Origin of the sequence: Actinomadura rifamycini DSM 43936 (genome assembly GCF_000425065.1) — a bacterium.
Classification (GTDB): Bacteria; Actinomycetota; Actinomycetes; order Streptosporangiales; family Streptosporangiaceae; genus Spirillospora; species Spirillospora rifamycini.
In genome coordinates, this window is the sequence record NZ_AULB01000049.1 from 1 (window position 1) to 16819 (window position 16819).

The window sequence follows — 16819 nt, forward strand, 5'->3', positions numbered from 1 at the left end:
CGACGACCGAAGGCCGTGACGCGGCGGCGGGCACGGCGATCCGCGTCTTCCTGCTCGACGACCACGAGGTCGTGCGCCGGGGCGTGTCGGCGCTGCTGTCGGCCGAGGCCGACCTCGAGGTCGTCGGCGAGGCGGGCACGATGGAGCAGGCCCTGGTCCGCGTCCCCGCCGTCCGGCCGGACGTCGCGGTGCTGGACGTCCGCCTTCCCGACGGGGACGGCGTGACCGTCTGCCGCGAACTCCGCTCCCGGATGCCCGGCCTGGCCTGCCTGATGCTGACCTCCTTCGACGACGAGGAGGCGCTGTTCGAGGCCGTGATGGCGGGGGCCGCCGGGTACGTGCTCAAGCAGATCCACGGTTCCGATCTGGTCGGCGCCGTCCGGACCGTCGCCTCCGGCCGCTCCCTGCTGGACCCCCGCAGCACCGCGCGGATACTGGAGCGCATCCGCGACCGCCGGGCGAAGGCGGACCCGCTGCACCGCCTGTCCGAGCAGGAACGGCGCGTCCTGCACCTCATCGGCGAAGGACTGACGAACCGGCAGATCGCCGAACGCATGTCCTTGGCCGAGAAAACCGTAAAGAATTACATTTCCTCTATTTTTGCCAAACTTGGCATGAGCCGCCGCACCCAGGCCGCGGCGTTCGCCGCGCGCCTCGAATCCGGAGACGGCGGGCGAACGCCGAAATAGCCGTTCATCGTTCACGCCCGCCGACGGCGGAGGTCACCACCACTCCTCGTTGGTGACCTCCTCCACCGGCCTCCGGACGGTCTCCAGATCCGGGGCGTCATCGCTCACCGCGCCGATCCGCAGCAGCGACTGCGGGTGGCGTCCGGCGCAGAACCGGGTGCGGACGAAGTCCCGCAACTCGGGCACCTCCAGCGCCTGTGTGTGGAAGGCCACCGCCAGGCCGTACTGGTCGGCGCGCAGCAGGAGCCGCTGGAGCGACTGGCCGGCGCGGCCCCAGTCCGCCGGGTCGTCGGTCTCGGTGACCAGCAGCAGCACGAGGCCCGCGTTCCGGTCGCTCCCCTCCGCCACGCCCCGCACACCCTGGTCCCGCCCGCGCGCGAAGTCCCGGGCGGCGAAACGGGGTTCGGTGGGCGGCTCCTCCCGCGGGTAGCCGCCCTCCTGGACGCCGTCCCTGCGCCGGGTGCCCTGCGCCGGGGCCCAGCGGGCGATCTCCGAGGAGTACGACGGCGTGCGCCGCTGGACGTGCTCGGCGGCGTCGGTGAGCGCGGCCAGGGCGCCCTCGACATGGGCGTCCACCGCCCGGATCAGGCGGGCGCCCTCCGTCCGCGTCTCGATCTCGATCCTGCCGATCACGGAGTCGGGGACGGCATCCGGCCCGAACGCGCCGCGGTGCGTGCGGCGACTCCTGATGCGGCCGTGCAGATCCTCGATGTCGCCGTCCGGCGGCTGTCCCGGATTCATGTGGACGTCGGCCAGCAGGTGCGGCCGGTCCGGGTCGGGGAGAAGCCGGACGTCCGGGTCGTACCCGAGGGCCCGCAGCGCGAGCCGCAGATTGTACAGCGCCGCTCCGCAGCTGATCAGCATCTCCCGGCCGGCCGGATCGGCGACGGCCAGCCGCCGGTCGGCGTCCGCGCGCACGCTGATCCGCGCCCCGTGGACGCCGAAGCGCCACGGCTGGGTGTTGTGGACCGACGGAGCCCAGACCGCGTCGCCGATCGCGCGGCGGGCGTCCTCGGCGAGCTGCTCCGGCGGCACCGGGGTGGTGATCCTGGTTCGCATGCTCACTCCTTCGAAGGTCTCCCCACCAGCTCATCAGCCGGGGCGCGCCCGTGGCAGGGCCGAAGGTCCGTAGCGAGCGGGACGTCCGGGGACGATCGGCGGCCGACCCGGGACGTTCGGCCCTCACCGCCGGGGGCGCCCGCGATGGACGCTGGAAGCGCCGCGGCCGTTCGACCGGCCGCCGGTCGAAGTGAAGGAGAGGTGGAGACCGTGAACATCGACGCACCGACCGAGTCCCGGACCGTCGCCGAGCTCATGACCCGGGACCTGCTCGCCATCGCCGCGTCGGAGTCCGCGCTCATGGCGTGGGAGCTGATGTCCAAGGCGGGCGTGCACCACCTTCCGGTCGCCGACGACGAGGGCGCGTTCCTCGGCGTGGTCGACGCCCAGACCGTCGCCGCCACGTGGAGCGCGTCCGGGCCCCTGCACGCGCGGCGTCCGGTCACCGAACTGCTGCCGAACCGTCCGCCTCGCGCGGTAGACCCCGACGCCCCGATCGCGGAGGCGGCGCGGGCCATGCTCGACGCCGGAGCCGACTACGTCGCCGTCACCAACGACGCGGGCGGGCTCGTCGGCCTGCTCACCGCCAGGGACCTCATCGCCGCCCTCGCCGGCGTTCACCGCGAGGCCGCGCCGCCGAGCGGGGGAATGCCGTCGATGTACCGGATGGAGCCCGTCCTGCCCCAGCAGACGCCTCGGCACCCGGACGGCGGCATGCCTCCGGACTGACCTGACCGCACCGACCATCCGGAAGAGAACGGCGCGGGCGTTCCCGATCAGCCGGCGGGTACCCTCCGCGGTCGGGCCGAGGGGGACGGACGTCCCTCTCCCTCGGCCCCTTCGGCCGGGCCGTCCCCGTTACCGGCCCGCCCTGCGGGAACGATCGCGACCGTGCACGGCGCCCGGTTGATCATCGCCTCGCTCGTCGTGCCCAGCACCCGCGGATCAAGGCGGCTCGTGCCCCTGGCGCCGACGACGAGCAGGTCCGCTTCGCCGACCGCCGCCTGCAGAGCCTCACGCGGCGGATCCGGCAGGACGGCCAGTTCCACCTCGACGCCCCGGTACCTCGGCCGCCACGGCGCGACCGCGGCCGCCACCTTGCCCGTCCGCGCCCGTACCAGGCGCTCGGCGTCGCCGAACAGCGGCAGCTCGGCCTCGCTTGCGGCGCCCGGCTCCCAGCAGGCGTGCACCACCCGCAGCGGCCGTCCCCGCAGGGCGGCCTCGGCGAAGGCGAAGCCGAGCGCCGACTCGGCGCCCGGCGACCCGTCGAAACCGACCACGAGCCGCCCGGAGCGTCCCCCCGCCCGCCGGGCGACGATCACCGGCCGCCGGGTGTGCGCCGGAAGGCGCAGGGCCGTCGACCAGACCGGTAGCGGTCGCCGATCATGCGTGCCGACGACGATCAGTTCCGCGCGTGCCGATTCCCGTTGCAGCCCCGCGGCGGCCGAACCGCGCACCAGGCACGTCCGGACGGGCCCGGCGGCGCCCAGCTCGCGCGCCCGCCGGACGCCCTCGGCGAGGATGTTCTCCCCGACGCGCCTGACGGTGCCCTCCACGCGCGGGTCGGCATGGGATTCCGGATAGGGCCAGTACCAGCCGTGGCACATCACCAGGTCGCAACCGCGCAGGCCGGCCTCGTCGATCGCCCACCGCAGCGCGGCGTCGTTGTCCTCGGACCCGTCGTGGCCGAGCAGGACGTTGGGTCGCCTGCCCGCCGGTGCGTCGTTCATCGCTGCCCCTCGCGATCGGGATCGCCGGTTCACCTCGCAGTGTGCGCGGTGCGGCGCCGTCGCGCATGGGCCGAAGGTCCCGCCGTTCCGGGCCGTTGAGCGGTGTGAACACCCCCGACACGGAGGAAGACTCGTAGAGACCGCCGTGACCGGCCGGTGGATCCGAGGCGCGCTGGAGGCCCGCATGGACGACCGCTGGACCCTCGTCTACGAGGGGTTCGACGCCGCGGACGAAGGGCTCCGGGAGGCTTTGTGCACGCTCGGCAACGGCTACTTCGCCACCCGGGGAGCCGCGCCGGAGTCGGCGGCCGACGGCGTCCACTATCCCGGAACCTATGCCGCGGGCTGCTACGACAGGCTCACCACCGAGATCGGCGGGCACCGCGCCGACAACGCCGACCTCGTCAACCTGCCCAACTGGCTGCCCCTCACCTTCCGCGCCGCCGGCGGCGACCGGTTCGACATCGATCGGGCCGCGCGCCGCGGCGGCCTGCTGGAGTACCGCCAGGAGCTCGATCTGCACCGTGGCGTCCTGACCCGTCTCTTCCGCTGGCGCGACGGCGATCGGAGGTTCCGCGTCGCGCAGCGCCGCATCGTCTCCATGGCCGATCCGCACCTGGCCGCCCTGGAAACGACGATCGTCCCCGAGAACTGGTCCGGCACGCTGGAGGTCCGGTCCGCCGTGGACGGACGGGTCGTCAACGCGGGCGTCGCGCGGTACCGCGGCCTGCGGGGCGATCATCTGGTCTGCGACCCGCCGCACCCGCACGACGACGCGGACACGGACGTGGTCACCGCCACCACCCGGTCGTCCAGGATCGGGATCGCGGTCGCCGCCCGCACCCGCGCATCGTGCCCGAGCACGCCCTCGACCCACGCCGAAAGGGACCATGTGGTCCGCACCGTCCGCGTCGACGCCCGCGAGGGCGTTCCCGTCACGATCGAGAAGGTCGCGGCCGTGTTCACGTCCCGCGACCGGGCCCTGGAGGACCACGGCGAGGCGGCGCGCGAGCACGTGCGGCTCGCACCCGGATTCGACGAGCTGCTGGAACAGCACACGCGGGCCTGGGCGCGCCTGTGGCGGCGCTGCCGGCTGAGCGTGGACGACACGGAGGTGCAGCGCATCCTCAACCTGCACGTCTTCCACCTGCTGCAGACCGTCTCCGAGCACACCGTGGACCTCGACGTCGGCGTCCCCGCTCGCGGCCTGCACGGCGAGGCCTACCGCGGCCACGTCTTCTGGGACGAGCTGTTCATCCTGCCGTTCCTGAGCACCCGCTTCCCCGAGATCGCCCGCGCACTGCTCATGTACCGGTGGCGGCGCCTCCCCGCCGCCCGCCGCAACGCCGCCGCAGCGGGGCACAGGGGCGCCCTCTTCCCCTGGCAGAGCGCGGCGGACGGCCGCGAGGAGACCCAGACCCTTCACCTGAATCCCCGCTCGGGACGCTGGCTGCCCGACCACTCGCACCTGCAGCGGCACGCGGGCCTGGCCGTCGCGCACAACGCCTGGCGGTTCTACGAGTCGACGGGCGACCTGGAGTTCCTCGCCGAGTACGGCGCCGAGATGATGCTCGAAGTGGCCCGCTTCTTCACCGGCATCGCGTCCTACGACCGGTCCCGCGACCGGTACGACATCCGCGGCGTCATGGGTCCGGACGAATACCACGACGGCTACCCGGACCGGGAGGAACCGGGTGTCGACAACAACGCCTACACCAACATCCTCGCGGCCTGGGTCCTGCGCCGCGCGCTGGACGCCCTGACGCTCCTCCCCGAGAACCGGCAAGCCGAGCTGCGCGAGGGACTCGCCCTCACCCACGCCGAGACCGCCCGCTTCGAGGACGTCGCCACGAAGCTGCGCGTCCCCTTCCACGACGGCGTCATCAGCCAGTTCGAGGGCTACGGGGATCTCGGCGAGCTCGACTGGGACCGCTATCGCGCCCGTTACGCCGACATACGCCGGCTCGACCGGATCCTTGAAGCCGAAGGCGACACCCCGAACCGCTACAAGGCGTCCAAGCAGGCCGACGTCCTGATGCTCTTCTACCTGCTCGCGCCGCACGAGTTCGACGACGTCCTGCTCCAGCTCGGCTACGACCCCGACCCCGGCCTCCCCGAGCGGACGATCAACTACTACCTGGGACGCACCTGCGACGGCTCCACCCTGAGCATGCTCGTACGCGCCTGGATCCTCGCCCGCACCGACGGCGACCTCGGCTGGCGCGCCTTCCTGGACGCCCTCCGCAGCGACATCGGCGACTCCCAGCACGGCACCACCGCCGAAGGCGTCCATCTGGGCGCGATGGCCGGCACGGTCGACCTCGTCCAGCGCTGCTTCGCCGGCATCAGCACCCGCGGCGAGACACTGCAGCTCTCCCCCAGGCTGCCCCCAGCGCTGTCCCGGCTCCGCGTGGGCCTCCGCTACCGAGGCCACTGGGGCATCGACCTGTCCCTCCGCCCCGACCGCCTCCACGTCGCGCTCCGCCCCGGCGGAGCCCGCCCGATCACGATCGTCCACGGCACCGAGGAGATCGTCGTCGAGCCCGGCGCGTCCTGGGAGACGCCCCTCGCCGAAGGGCGTCTCGGCGAGGGGCGACCGGCACCCCTCGACGACGCGGGGGGATGACGTCCGGTCACCCCCGCGCGCGAACGAGCGCGACCGGGCAGTCGGCATGATGCACCAGCGCATGCCTGACCGCGTGCCGCCGGGGAAGGCGGGCCTCCGGCTGCGAACGCTCAGCGCCTACGACGACCAGGTCGGCCTTGCAGGACGCCGCCACCAGCGTGGCGGCGGGCCGGTCCTGCACGACGTCCTCGACCACCTCGACCTGCGGGAACCGGCGCCGCGCAACCGTGCACTCCTCCGCGATCCGTGCGCGCGCCCGGTCTTTCGAACGCTCGAGATCCGCGGCGAGATGCTCCTCGTCCGTCCCTTTCGGCAGCGGGATCGCATGGACGACCCGAAGGCGCAGGCTCCGCGAAGCCGCCTCCTCGAACGCGTACTCCAGCACGGGCGCGTCCTCTTTCAGGCTCACCCCGACAGCCGCCTCCCCACGCCGTCCCCCGGCCTCGCCACGCACGACCACGACCGGCGACTGCGCGTACGCCGTCACCCCCGCGCTCACCGACCCCAAGAGCAGGCCGGTGAAACCCCCCAGGCCCCGGTTCCCCACAACGAGTTCCGACGCGTGCTGCGAGCCGTCGCACAGGACTCGAACGGCCCCGCCCACGGCGAGCTTGCACTCGACCTTCACCTCGGGCCTGCAGGCGAGCGCGACCCCCTCGGCCTCCGCCAGCACCTGATTCCCCGTCCAGGTGAGCGACTCGGAGTCATGCGGCGCCGTGTGGAAGGGAATGTCGTAAGGCCATACCTCGGACACGAAGATCAGCCGCAGAGCGCGGCCCGTGCGGACCGCCCGGTCGGCCGCCCACTCGACGGCCCGGTCGGACGGCCGGGACCCGTCCACTCCCACGACGATCGGCAGCGGGTCACCCCGGCCCGTTTCCGTACTCGTCTCCATCGCTTCGCCTCCCCCTCGGCTCGCGTACGAGACAGCCAGCGAAAGCACGCCCTGCGAAGCGCGCCCCGCCCGGCCTCACATCCATCCTGGCCGTCTCCGGCAGACCGTCGCAGAGGGTGTAAGTCCGTTCCGTCCGGGACCAAAGTCCCAGTGCTCCCTGTACAGGACACCGACCGGCGCTACCGGACCTGTCCGCCCTGCGACAGAATGCGGACCGCCCGATTCGCCGGGCACCACCTCGCCGTCTGGATTGACGACCTTCACCCCCTATTACCCGTACCCAGGCCTGACCCGACGAGCAGTCATCCAACCACTGACGTGGGCAAAGCGGTCTTTGAGCCGCCCGTATCCCGCCCGGATGCCGGGACGACGGCCACGGTGCAGGTAGCGTGCTCGACCAGCGCGCGGCTGACCGATCCGAGCAGGAGGGAACGGAACCCTCCAAGTCCTCGTGTGCCGACGACCAGGACGCGAGCAGTGGCCGATGCCTCCAGCAGCACGTCCCGCGGTGGCCCGGCAACGACCTCGGCTCGGACGACGACATCGGGGTGCAGCCGCCGCAAAGGATCCAGCAGCCGCGCGAGGCGTCCCTCGGCCGCCTCGCGCATGCCGGCCTCGTCCGCCAGCGGCGGCAGCCCCTTCACCGGCACCGACTCCCAGGCGACGACCGCGTGGACGGAGAGACCGTGCACGGCGGCCTCTGCGAAACTCATCGCCAGTGCGGCTCTGGACGCCGGCGAGCCGTCCACGCCGACGACGACCCGCCCGGCTCCCTCGTCTTCGGGGGGACGCAGATCACCTCGGACGATCACGACCGGGCACGGGGCGTGCACGGCGACCTGAGTGCCGACCGACCCGAGCACCAGCCCGGCGAAGCCACCGAGCCCTCGCGGCCCGAGCACGAGGAGAGCGGCGTCTCTGCCCGCGCCGATCAGTTCCGACGCGGCCTGTCCGTGTTCCGATCTGCCCTGCACCGGCACCTCCGGTGCCGCCTCCCTGACGCGCCGAAGGCCTTCTTCCAGGGTCTCCTCTGCCATGGCTCTCAGGTCCGCGATCGGCATCGGCATCGGTCCGCCGAAAGGGACGTCCCACGCGTGGAGCACGGTCAACGGCAGGTTCCTGGCGCTCGCCTCGCAGGCCGCCCAGTCCAGTGCCCGGGCCGCCTTCTTCGAGCCGTCATAGCCGACGATGATTCCGCTTTCGAAATCCGCACCCATATCTTCCCTCCAGCATCGTCCAATGAACGTTTCGACATCACCTTTCCACCCGGCTCGCCGTTCCGAAAGAGGACCTCGGCCCACTGCTCACAGGACTTATGGCCTTTGGTGGACCGAGCGCGTCTCCGAAGTCCCCATCGGAACTCGCACGGACCGAGAGTGGCCCAGGCCGAAAGTCCCGGGCGGCGATGACTCTCGGCACTGAACTCCGGCGCGTTTCGGCACGATGGTGGTGGTGACCGAAGGAGGTCGCCCATGTGGATCGTGCCCGAACACCGCTCCGTAGTCGTCGGGGTGGACGGCTCCCCCAATTCCCTCGCCGCGCTGCGCCGGGCGGCGCGAGAGGCCGTCGACCGCCACGCTCGCCTGGACGTGGTGCGCGTGCTGGAGCCGGCAGACGACCGTTCCCCGCAGCGCTTGCGGACGCTGCGAGAGTGGTTGCGGCTCCGTCGCCTGACCGCCGGTGCACTCCCGAACGCCCAGCACCTGAACACCCGGCTGCGCGTGGTCCATGGCACGCCCGGTGAGGCGCTCGTCGATGCGGCCGGTCACGCCGAGCTGCTCGTCATCGGCGCCCGGACCAACTCCGAGCACGGCAATCCGCTCGGCGGCGACACCGTCCCGGTCGTGCGTGAGCACGCCCGGTGCCCGATCGTGATATGCGCGGATCACTCGCCCGCTCCCCAGGCCGAGGTCGGCTAGCCGGAGGACCGACGCGCTGCGGGCGCCGGACGGTCGAGCACCGAGCCACCGCCCACGGGAATGGGACGCCCGCATGACCACCGGTCTTCGAAGCCTTGCTCCCACGAAACCGACCGGCATCGGCATTGGTCGACGTCGGCGACCAATTCCGCCCGCATTCTCGATGTTCATGGGACGTACGGCGATCGCGGTGATGACCTAGGCCCCTTAGAAAAGGCCAACATAGAACGATCCTGGCAATGCCGGAAATACCCGACACCGACGATCGCGGTGGCCGCCGATCGCGTTCCGGGGCACGGCGACAGATGGTCCTCGCTCACGCGGCGACGCGATGATGACCGTGGTCCGGGGCTTCCCCCGGGCCACGGTCATTCGCGGTCGGCCGGTCCCGAGCCGCTGAGGCGTCAGCCGCGTGGGGCGGACGGGACGACGGCGACCGTGCAGGGCACGTGCTGCAGGACCGCACCACTGACGGCTCCGAGACGCAGCGGGTCGAACCCGCCGGCACCGCGGTCGCCCACGACGAGCAGGTCCGCGCTCTCCGCCGCCTCGAACAATGCTTGGCGCGGAGGGCGCAGCACCAGTGCCGTTCGCGTCTCGACGTGCGGGTACTTCACCCGCCATGGCGCGACGGCCCTTTCCAGGCGCGTGCCTGCGAGCTCGCGAAGCCGCTGGTCGTCGCACAGGAGCGCGAGGTCGCCGCCGACCGCCTCGGCCTCCCAGCAGCCGTAGACCGCCCGGACGCCCCACCCGCGCAGCGCCGCTTCCTCGAACGCGAAGCCCAGCGCCGCGTCACCCCCTCGGGAGCCGTCCGCGCCGACCACGACTTTCCCGTACTTCGTCGCCGTCCTCCGGACCACGAGCACGGGGACGCGGGCACGCGCCGGCAGCCGCAGCGCCGTCGACCCCACCGGGAGTTCGTCCCGGTCGTGGGACCCGACCACGATCAGGTCCGCGCCCTCGCCCTCGTGCATCAGCGCCGCGTCCGCCGGGCCCTCCGCCATCGTGCCGCGCACGGTGACCGAGGGCGCCGCCCGGCGGGCGAGCGCCACGCCGTGATCGAGCAGGTGCCCGCCCATCCGCTTCACGATCGCGACGCCCTCGTGTCCGACGTCGCTCACCGGGTACGGCCAGCGCCAGGCGTGGCAGACCGTCAGGGGGAGGCGGCGCGCCCGCGCCTCCTCCACGGCCCATCTCAGGGCTCGCTCACTCTCGTTCGTCCCGTCGTAGCCGACCAGGACATGGGAACTCCGGCTCATGAATCCCTCCATCGCTCGGGCTCCCCTTCATCACACGTCGCGCCGGGGCGCGCGCGTAGGGGCGAAGGGCCCGGGCGGGAAGGGTCCACAGGACCCGAGCCGTCAGCCTTGCTCGAGGGGGACTTCCCAGCGGAGTACGGTGCCACCACCGGGACGGGGCCCGGCGTCGAACGTGCCGCCGAGGGCCAGGGCGCGCTCGTCCATGTTGCGCAAGCCGCTGCGGCGGCCGCCTTCGGGGATCCCGACGCCGTCGTCCTCCACCTGGAGAACCAGGTCGTCGCCGACCTGGACGTTCACGACGGCCTCGGTGGCGTGGGCGTGGCGGGCCATGTTGGACAGCGCCTCGCGGAGCACCGCGAGCAGGTGATCGGCGTGCTCGGCGGGGACGGCGGTGTCCAGCAGCCCGTCCAGCCTGGTCGAGGGCGCGAAGCCGAGGCGTTCGCTGGCGGCCTCGACGACGCGGTGGACCTTGCTGCGCAGGGTCTCGTCCTCTTCCGCGGAGGCCTGGAGCGCGAAGATGGTGGAGCGGATCTGCCGGATGGTGTCGTCCAGATCGTCGACCGATCGCTGGATCCTCGTGGTCACGTCGGGTCGCTCGGCGAGCTTGATGGTGCTCATGAGTGTCATGGCCGTGGCGAACAGCCGCTGGATGACGGTGTCGTGCAGGTCCTTGGCGATGCGGTCGCGGTCCTCCAGCAAGGCCAGGCGTTCGACGTCGCGGCGCCGGTCGGCCAGTTCCAGCGCCACCGCCGCCTGCACGGCGAACGCCTCCATCAGCCGTTGCGTCGACTCGCTGAACACCGCGCCACCCGGCTCGTTGACGACCGACAGCACACCGCGTGCCGACTCTCCGTGCCCCAGCGGGACGACCAGCAGCGGGCCGACGGCCAGATCGACGGGCAGCCCGGCGTCCCGCACGGCCTCCTGCCCGTCGGCGAGCCGCAGTGGTGAACCGCTCGTGTACACCCGGCCGGCGACGGCGTGGTCGATGGGCATCCGCGCGTGTTTCGATTCGTCGGCGCGCCGCCCGTCGGAGGCCTCGACGACGAACTCCCGCCTCTCCGTGTCCGCCAGTGCCACCGTCGCCAGATCCGCGTCGGCGATCTCCCGTGCGCGCTGGGCCACCAGGTCCGTCACCCGGCGCGGGTCGGTACCGGACAGCAGCGCCGTGGAGATCTCCGCCAGCGCCTCGAGCCAGCGCTCCCGGCGCCGTGTCTCCTCGTACAGCCGGGCGTTCTCGATCGCCACGCCCGCCGCCGTCGCGAGTGCCGTCACGACGATCTCGTCCTCCTCTTCGAAGCTCCCGCCGCCGGCCTTTTCGGTCAGGTAAAGGTTGCCGAAGACCTCGTCCCGCACCCGGATGGGCACGCCGAGGAAGGTGTGCATGGGCGGATGGTCGGCCGGGAAACCGTACGACTCCGGGTGGTCGGCGATCTCCGGCAGCCGCAGCGGCCGCGGTTCCTTGATCAGCAGGCCGAGGATGCCGTGCCCGTGCGGCCAGTGCCCGATCGCTTCGATCTCCTCCGCACCGACCCCGACCGTGATGAACTGGACGAGCCGCTCACCCTCCTCGCTGATCACTCCGAGCGCGCCGTAGCGGGCGTCGACGAGCGTCGCGGCCGCTTCGGTGATCCGGCGCAGGACGACCTCCAGATCGAGCTCTCCGCCGATCGAGACGACGGCCTCGAGCAACGCGTGCACCCGGTCCCTGGTACCGCGCGCGGCGTCCAGCCGCGACTGAAGCTCCGCCAGCAGGTCGTCCAGCCGCAGCTGCGGCAGGATCAATTTCGCGCGCTCATCGCCGGGTCGTTCGTCCGCCACTGACCGACCTCCACCAGAACTCGGGACCTTGGTCCCATTCTCGGGGGAATTTAGACTCCCCGGCTGCTCTTCATGACCAACTAAGGTCGATTCCATCACCAATGAGGATCAAGGGGAACGGGATCATGACCGACCTGGCGCGGGACAGCAGCGACGCCATCCGGGTCTTCCTGATGGACGACCACGAGGTGGTCCGGCGCGGTGTGGCCGCCCTGCTGTCCTCCGAGGACGACATCGAGGTGGTCGGCGAGGCCGGGACCGCGGACCACGCGCTCGCCCGTATCCCCGCCGCCCGGCCCCACGTCGCCGTCCTCGACGTCCGGCTGCCCGACGGCGACGGCATCACCGTGTGCCGCGAGCTCCGCTCGGCCATGCCCGACCTGGCCTGCCTGATGCTCACCTCGTTCGACGACGAGGACGCTCTGTTCGACGCCGTCATGGCCGGTGCGAGCGGCTACGTCCTCAAGCAGATCCACGGCTCCGACCTCGTCGGCGCCGTCCGCACCGTCGCCTCCGGCCAATCCCTGCTGGACCCGCGCTCCACCGCGCGTATGCTCCAGCGCGTCCGCGAACGGCAAGAGCGCAAGAAGGACCCCCTGCAGGTCCTCACCGCCCAAGAACGCCAGATCTTCGAACTCATCGGTGAGGGGCTCACCAACCGGCAGATAGGCGAACGCATGTTCCTGGCCGAGAAGACGGTCAAGAACTATGTCTCCAACCTCTTCGCCAAGCTCGGCATCCACCGGCGTACCCAGGCCGCCGCCTACGCCGCCCGCCTCAAGGCCGCGGCTCCGAAGAACGAGGAATTCTGACTCCTCGCCCGACCTGACGCGTCCGGCCGGGCACGTTTCCGGACGAACCGTCCCGGTCCCGGCCTGCGGCGCGGGGACGGCACCCGGCCACACGGCCGGAGCCGACCACGTCAGAGGGCACCGTGGCTCCTCCCGGTGCCCTCTTCGCACGCCCCACGTCGGAATCGGCGAGTCGGTCCGTTCGGGCGTGCCCGCACACTCCGTCCTCCGTCCGCAGTCTCGGAGACACCTCCCAGGCGGCCTGCGACACCGGGGATCGCTGACTTACGGCCCACCGGCCCGATGACTTTCGTCCGCACCATCCGGGCCTCAAGCCCGGCCCGCCGGTTCGACCATCAGTGATCTTCTCGATGCGACGACGCGGCCTACGCCCGCGTCCTGCGAGGAGGCACGCCATGCACGAGAGAACCCCCCGCCGGGGCCTGGGATTCTGGACGGCGTCCGCACTGGTCGTGGGCAACATGATCGGCTCGGGCGTCTTCCTGCTGCCCAGCGCGCTCGCCGAGTTCGGTCCGATCAGCATCATCGCCTGGACGTTCACCGCCATGGGGGCCATCGCGCTCGCCTTGGTGTTCGCGCGGCTCGGCCGCGCATACCCCAGAACCGGCGGACCGTACGCCTACGCCCGCCGGGCGTTCGGTGACTTCGTGGGCTTCCAGACGGCATGGGGCTACTGGATCGCGGTCTGGGCCGGCAACGCCGCGATCGCGGTCGCGTTCGTCGGTTACCTGGCCCACTTCTGGGCCGAACTGGCCACGAACAAGGTTCTGGCGGCCGGTGTCGCGCTCGCCGCCATCTGGACCCTCACCGCCGTCAACGCCTCGGGCGTGCGGCAGGGAGGCCTGGTGCAGGGCGTCACGACGGTGCTCAAGCTCGTACCGCTCCTGCTCATCGCGATCGGCGGTCTGTTCTTCATCCAGGCCGACAACTTCGGCCCCTTCAACGCCAGCGGCGGCAGCGCCTTCTCCGCCGTGACCGCGGCGGCCGCGCTGACCCTGTGGGCCTTCATCGGGCTGGAGTCGGCCACCGTCCCCGCCGAGGACGTCCGCAATCCGCGCACCACCATCCCGCGCGCCACCGTCGCGGGGACCGTGGTCACGGCCGTCGTCTACATTCTCTGCACGATCGCCGTCATGGGCCTGGTTCCCGCCGGGGTTCTGGCCGCCTCGACCGCACCGTTCGCCGACGCCGCGGACGCCGCGTTCGGGGGCTGGGCCGCCGACCTGGTCGCCGCGGGCGCGGCCGTCAGCGCGTTCGGCGCCCTGAACGGCTGGATCCTCCTCCAGGGCAAGGTTCCGTACGCCGCAGCCCGCGACGGGCTGTTCCCCCGCCTGTTCGCGCGCACGAGCCGGAACGGCACCCCGGTCACCGGGCTGGTCGTCTCCAGCGTGCTGGTCACCGGGTTGATGGCGATGAACTACAACGCGAGCCTGGTCGACCAGTTCACCTTCGTGATCCTTCTGGCCACGCTGACCACCCTCATTCCGTACGCCTATTCGGCCGTGGCGCAGCTGGTGCTGCTGGCCACCGACCGGGCCGCCTTCTCCGGACGGCGCCTCGCGGGAAGCGCCGCGATCGCCGTGGTCGCCTTCGGCTACTCGGTGTGGGCGATCGCCGGGTCCGGCTACGAGGTCGTCTACAAGGGCACGCTGCTGCTCCTTGCCGGGATGCCGGTCTACGCCTGGCTGAAGTACCGCGACGCCCACGACCTGCACACCGTCGCGCAGAAGCCCGGTGCCCCCGATGCGCCGCGGCCGCCGGCCCAGGCGGCTTGAGAAAGGAACCCCAATGTTCACCGTCTCCTCGGAAACCGGGCGTCTGCGGCAGGTGCTGCTGCACCGGCCCGGGCTGGAACTGCAGCGCCTGACCCCCGGCAACAAGGACGAGCTGCTGTTCGACGAGATCCTCTGGGCCCGGCGTGCCAGGCAGGAGCATGACGTCTTCGCGGACACGCTCCGTGAGCGCGGCGTCCAGGTCCACTACCTGACCGACCTGCTGGCCGAAACGGTCAAGCTCGATCAGGGCCGTGCCCACGTCCTGGACCGCACCGCTTCCGAGCTCGCCCTCGGGCCCACGCTGGCCGGCCCGGTACGGGCCGCTCTGGACGCCATGGATCCGGCCTTGCTGACCCGCCACCTCATCGGCGGGCTGACCAAGGCCGACCTGGACCTGGCCGCGGACAGCCTGCTGCTCGCCTCTCTCGACGACGGGGATTTCGTCCTCCCGCCGTTGCCGAACCATCTGTTCACCCGCGACCCTTCGGCCTGGATCGGTGGCGGGGTCTCCCTCCACTCCATGGCCAGGGCCGCGCGGCGGAGGGAGACCCTGCACCTGGCGGCGATCTACCGCCACCATCCGATGTTCGCCGACGCCGGTTTCCCGGTCTGGTATCCCGGCGCCGACGTCCCCCTGCCCAGTCTCGAGGGCGGCGACATCCACGTCATCGGCAACGGGACCGTCCTTGTCGGAATGAGCGAGCGCACCGCCCCGCAGGCCGTGGAACTGCTCGCGGAGCGGCTCTTCGACGCGGACGCCGTCCGCCGCGTCATCGCGGTCCGCCTGCCACGGCGCCGGGCGTTCATGCACCTGGACACCGTGATGACCATGGTCGACCGAGACGCCTTCGCCGTGTACCCCGAACTGCCCGAGCTGCGCTCCTACTCGATCACTCCGGGCTCCGCCGGGCGAATCCGTGTCAGCGAGAACACGTCCCTGTTCACGGCCATCGCCCGAGCGCTCGGCCTCGACAAGGTGCGCGTGCTCCGCGCCGAGCAGGACCTGCCCGCGGCCGAACGGGAGCAGTGGGACGACGGCGACAACGTCCTCGCCGTCGAGCCCGGCGTCGTCATCGCGTACGAGCGCAACGTCACCACCAACACCATGCTCCGCCGCCACGGCATCGAGGTGATCACCATTCCCGGCGGCGAGCTCGGCCGGGGGCGCGGCGGCCCCCGCTGCATGAGCTGCCCGCTGGAGCGCGATCGGCCGGAGGGCGACCGGTGAGGATCGTCGCAGCCCTCGGAGGCAACGCCCTGCTGCGCCGCGGCGACCCCTACGACGCCGAGACCCAGGCGGCGCACGTCACCGAGGCGGTGCGCGCGCTCGCTCCGCTCACCGACCGCCACGAGCTGCTCATCACGCATGGCAACGGCCCGCAGATCGGACTGCTGGCGGCCGAGAGCACCGCGGACCGAGAGCTGCCGCGCCCGTACCCCCTCGATGTGCTCGGGGCCGAGACCCAGGGCATGATCGGCTACTGGCTGGCCCGCGAACTGCGCCGCGCGGTGCCGAACCGGGAGATCGCCGCCGTCCTCACCACGACGGTCGTGGCGGCGGACGACCCGGCCTTCGCCCGCCCCGCCAAGTTCGTCGGCCGCGGGTACACGGCCGCGGAGGCCGAACGCGTCGCCGCGGCGTACGCCTGGGACATGGCGATGGACGGCACGGCCTGGCGCCGTGTCGTCGCCTCTCCCGAGCCCCGTGGAATCGTCGAGCTGCCCACGATCGGCAGGCTCCTGGACGCCGGCTGCGTCGTCATCGCCGCGGGCGGAGGGGGCGTTCCCGTCCTCGAAGGCCAGGGCGGGCCGGAAGGCGTCGAGGCCGTGGTGGACAAGGACCTCACCGCCGCCCTCATGGCCGAACGGCTGGAAGCGGACGCGCTCCTTCTCCTCACCGACGTGCCCGCGGTCTTCCGCGGCTACGGCACCGACCGTGCTCGGCCCCTTTCCCACGCCACTCCCGGGCAGCTGCGCGGGCTCCGGTTGCCCGCGGGTTCCATGGGCCCGAAGGCCGAGGCCGCCGCACGCTTCGCCGCGCACCGGCCCGGCGGCTACGCGGCCATCGGCGCCATGACCGACGTCGCCGCGCTCCTCACCGGAGGCGCGGGCACCCGCGTCGAGTCCCCCGGGTGAACGCCCGGCGCCGCGGCGTTCACCCGGCCGGAGAACCCGTCCTCCGGTTCGCCATCATCGGGCATCGGTCTGCGCCCGCGATTCGGCGCCACCGTCCG

General features: G+C 72.1%; 14 protein-coding genes. 8 read left to right on the forward strand and 6 right to left on the reverse strand.

The window, feature by feature from the left end; genetic code table 11:
- The first annotated feature begins 38 nt into the window (after positions 1-38).
- On the forward strand, positions 39-689 hold the full coding sequence (locus H505_RS0132290) for a response regulator transcription factor (RefSeq protein ID WP_026405260.1): 651 nt from the start codon (positions 39-41) through the stop codon (positions 687-689).
- Between the two features lie 33 nt (positions 690-722).
- Here the strand turns inward: H505_RS0132290 and H505_RS0132295 are convergent, their stop codons facing one another.
- Positions 723-1748: an Acg family FMN-binding oxidoreductase gene (locus tag H505_RS0132295; protein ID WP_051301425.1), complete on the reverse strand. Its 1026-nt coding sequence runs from the start codon at positions 1746-1748 to the stop codon at positions 723-725.
- A 201-nt stretch (positions 1749-1949) separates the two neighbouring features.
- Here H505_RS0132295 and H505_RS0132300 point away from each other — a divergent pair, with 201 nt between their 5' ends.
- On the forward strand, positions 1950-2477 hold the full coding sequence (locus H505_RS0132300; RefSeq protein WP_026405262.1) for a CBS domain-containing protein: 528 nt from the start codon (positions 1950-1952) through the stop codon (positions 2475-2477).
- A gap of 47 nt (positions 2478-2524) precedes the next feature.
- Here H505_RS0132300 and H505_RS0132305 read toward each other — a convergent pair whose 3' ends face one another.
- Positions 2525-3478, reverse strand: a complete 954-nt coding sequence (locus H505_RS0132305) for a universal stress protein (RefSeq protein ID WP_026405263.1) — start codon at positions 3476-3478, stop codon at positions 2525-2527.
- Positions 3479-3662: 184 nt separating this feature from the next.
- Here H505_RS0132305 and H505_RS45750 point away from each other — a divergent pair, with 184 nt between their 5' ends.
- On the forward strand, positions 3663-6104 hold the full coding sequence (locus H505_RS45750) for a glycoside hydrolase family 65 protein (RefSeq protein WP_051301435.1): 2442 nt from the start codon (positions 3663-3665) through the stop codon (positions 6102-6104).
- A 7-nt stretch (positions 6105-6111) separates the two neighbouring features.
- Here the strand turns inward: H505_RS45750 and H505_RS0132315 are convergent, their stop codons facing one another.
- Positions 6112-6999 (reverse strand): universal stress protein, encoded by an 888-nt coding sequence (locus tag H505_RS0132315; RefSeq protein ID WP_051301426.1) that lies wholly within the window; start codon positions 6997-6999, stop codon positions 6112-6114.
- A 302-nt stretch (positions 7000-7301) separates the two neighbouring features.
- A complete protein-coding gene (locus H505_RS45755; RefSeq protein WP_051301427.1) occupies positions 7302-8216 on the reverse strand; it encodes a universal stress protein in 915 nt (304 codons plus the stop codon).
- A 255-nt stretch (positions 8217-8471) separates the two neighbouring features.
- On the opposite strand from H505_RS45755, the gene H505_RS45760 reads away from it, so the two are divergent.
- Positions 8472-8918, forward strand: a complete 447-nt coding sequence (locus H505_RS45760) for a universal stress protein (protein WP_051301428.1) — start codon at positions 8472-8474, stop codon at positions 8916-8918.
- Between the two features lie 404 nt (positions 8919-9322).
- Here the strand turns inward: H505_RS45760 and H505_RS45765 are convergent, their stop codons facing one another.
- Both H505_RS45765 and H505_RS0132335 read right to left on the reverse strand, forming a co-directional pair.
- Complete coding sequence (locus H505_RS45765) at positions 9323-10177, reverse strand: universal stress protein (protein WP_064743758.1); 855 nt, start codon at positions 10175-10177, stop codon at positions 9323-9325.
- 102 nt (positions 10178-10279) lie between these two features.
- Positions 10280-11998, reverse strand: coding sequence for a GAF domain-containing sensor histidine kinase (locus H505_RS0132335; RefSeq protein ID WP_026405265.1), 1719 nt, complete (start codon positions 11996-11998; stop codon positions 10280-10282).
- 125 nt (positions 11999-12123) lie between these two features.
- On the opposite strand from H505_RS0132335, the gene H505_RS0132340 reads away from it, so the two are divergent.
- The 4 genes from H505_RS0132340 to H505_RS0132355 all read left to right on the forward strand — a co-directional run bounded on the left by H505_RS0132340 (position 12124) and on the right by H505_RS0132355 (position 16721).
- On the forward strand, positions 12124-12810 hold the full coding sequence (locus tag H505_RS0132340) for a response regulator transcription factor (protein ID WP_026405266.1): 687 nt from the start codon (positions 12124-12126) through the stop codon (positions 12808-12810).
- A gap of 395 nt (positions 12811-13205) precedes the next feature.
- Positions 13206-14585, forward strand: a complete 1380-nt coding sequence (locus H505_RS45770) for an amino acid permease (protein ID WP_051301430.1) — start codon at positions 13206-13208, stop codon at positions 14583-14585.
- A 13-nt stretch (positions 14586-14598) separates the two neighbouring features.
- On the forward strand, positions 14599-15813 hold the full coding sequence (locus tag H505_RS0132350) for an arginine deiminase (RefSeq protein WP_026405267.1): 1215 nt from the start codon (positions 14599-14601) through the stop codon (positions 15811-15813).
- A complete protein-coding gene (locus H505_RS0132355) occupies positions 15810-16721 on the forward strand; it encodes a carbamate kinase (protein WP_026405268.1) in 912 nt (303 codons plus the stop codon). The genes H505_RS0132350 and H505_RS0132355 overlap by 4 nt, the downstream gene beginning before the upstream one ends.
- Positions 16722-16819: the final 98 nt, after the last annotated feature.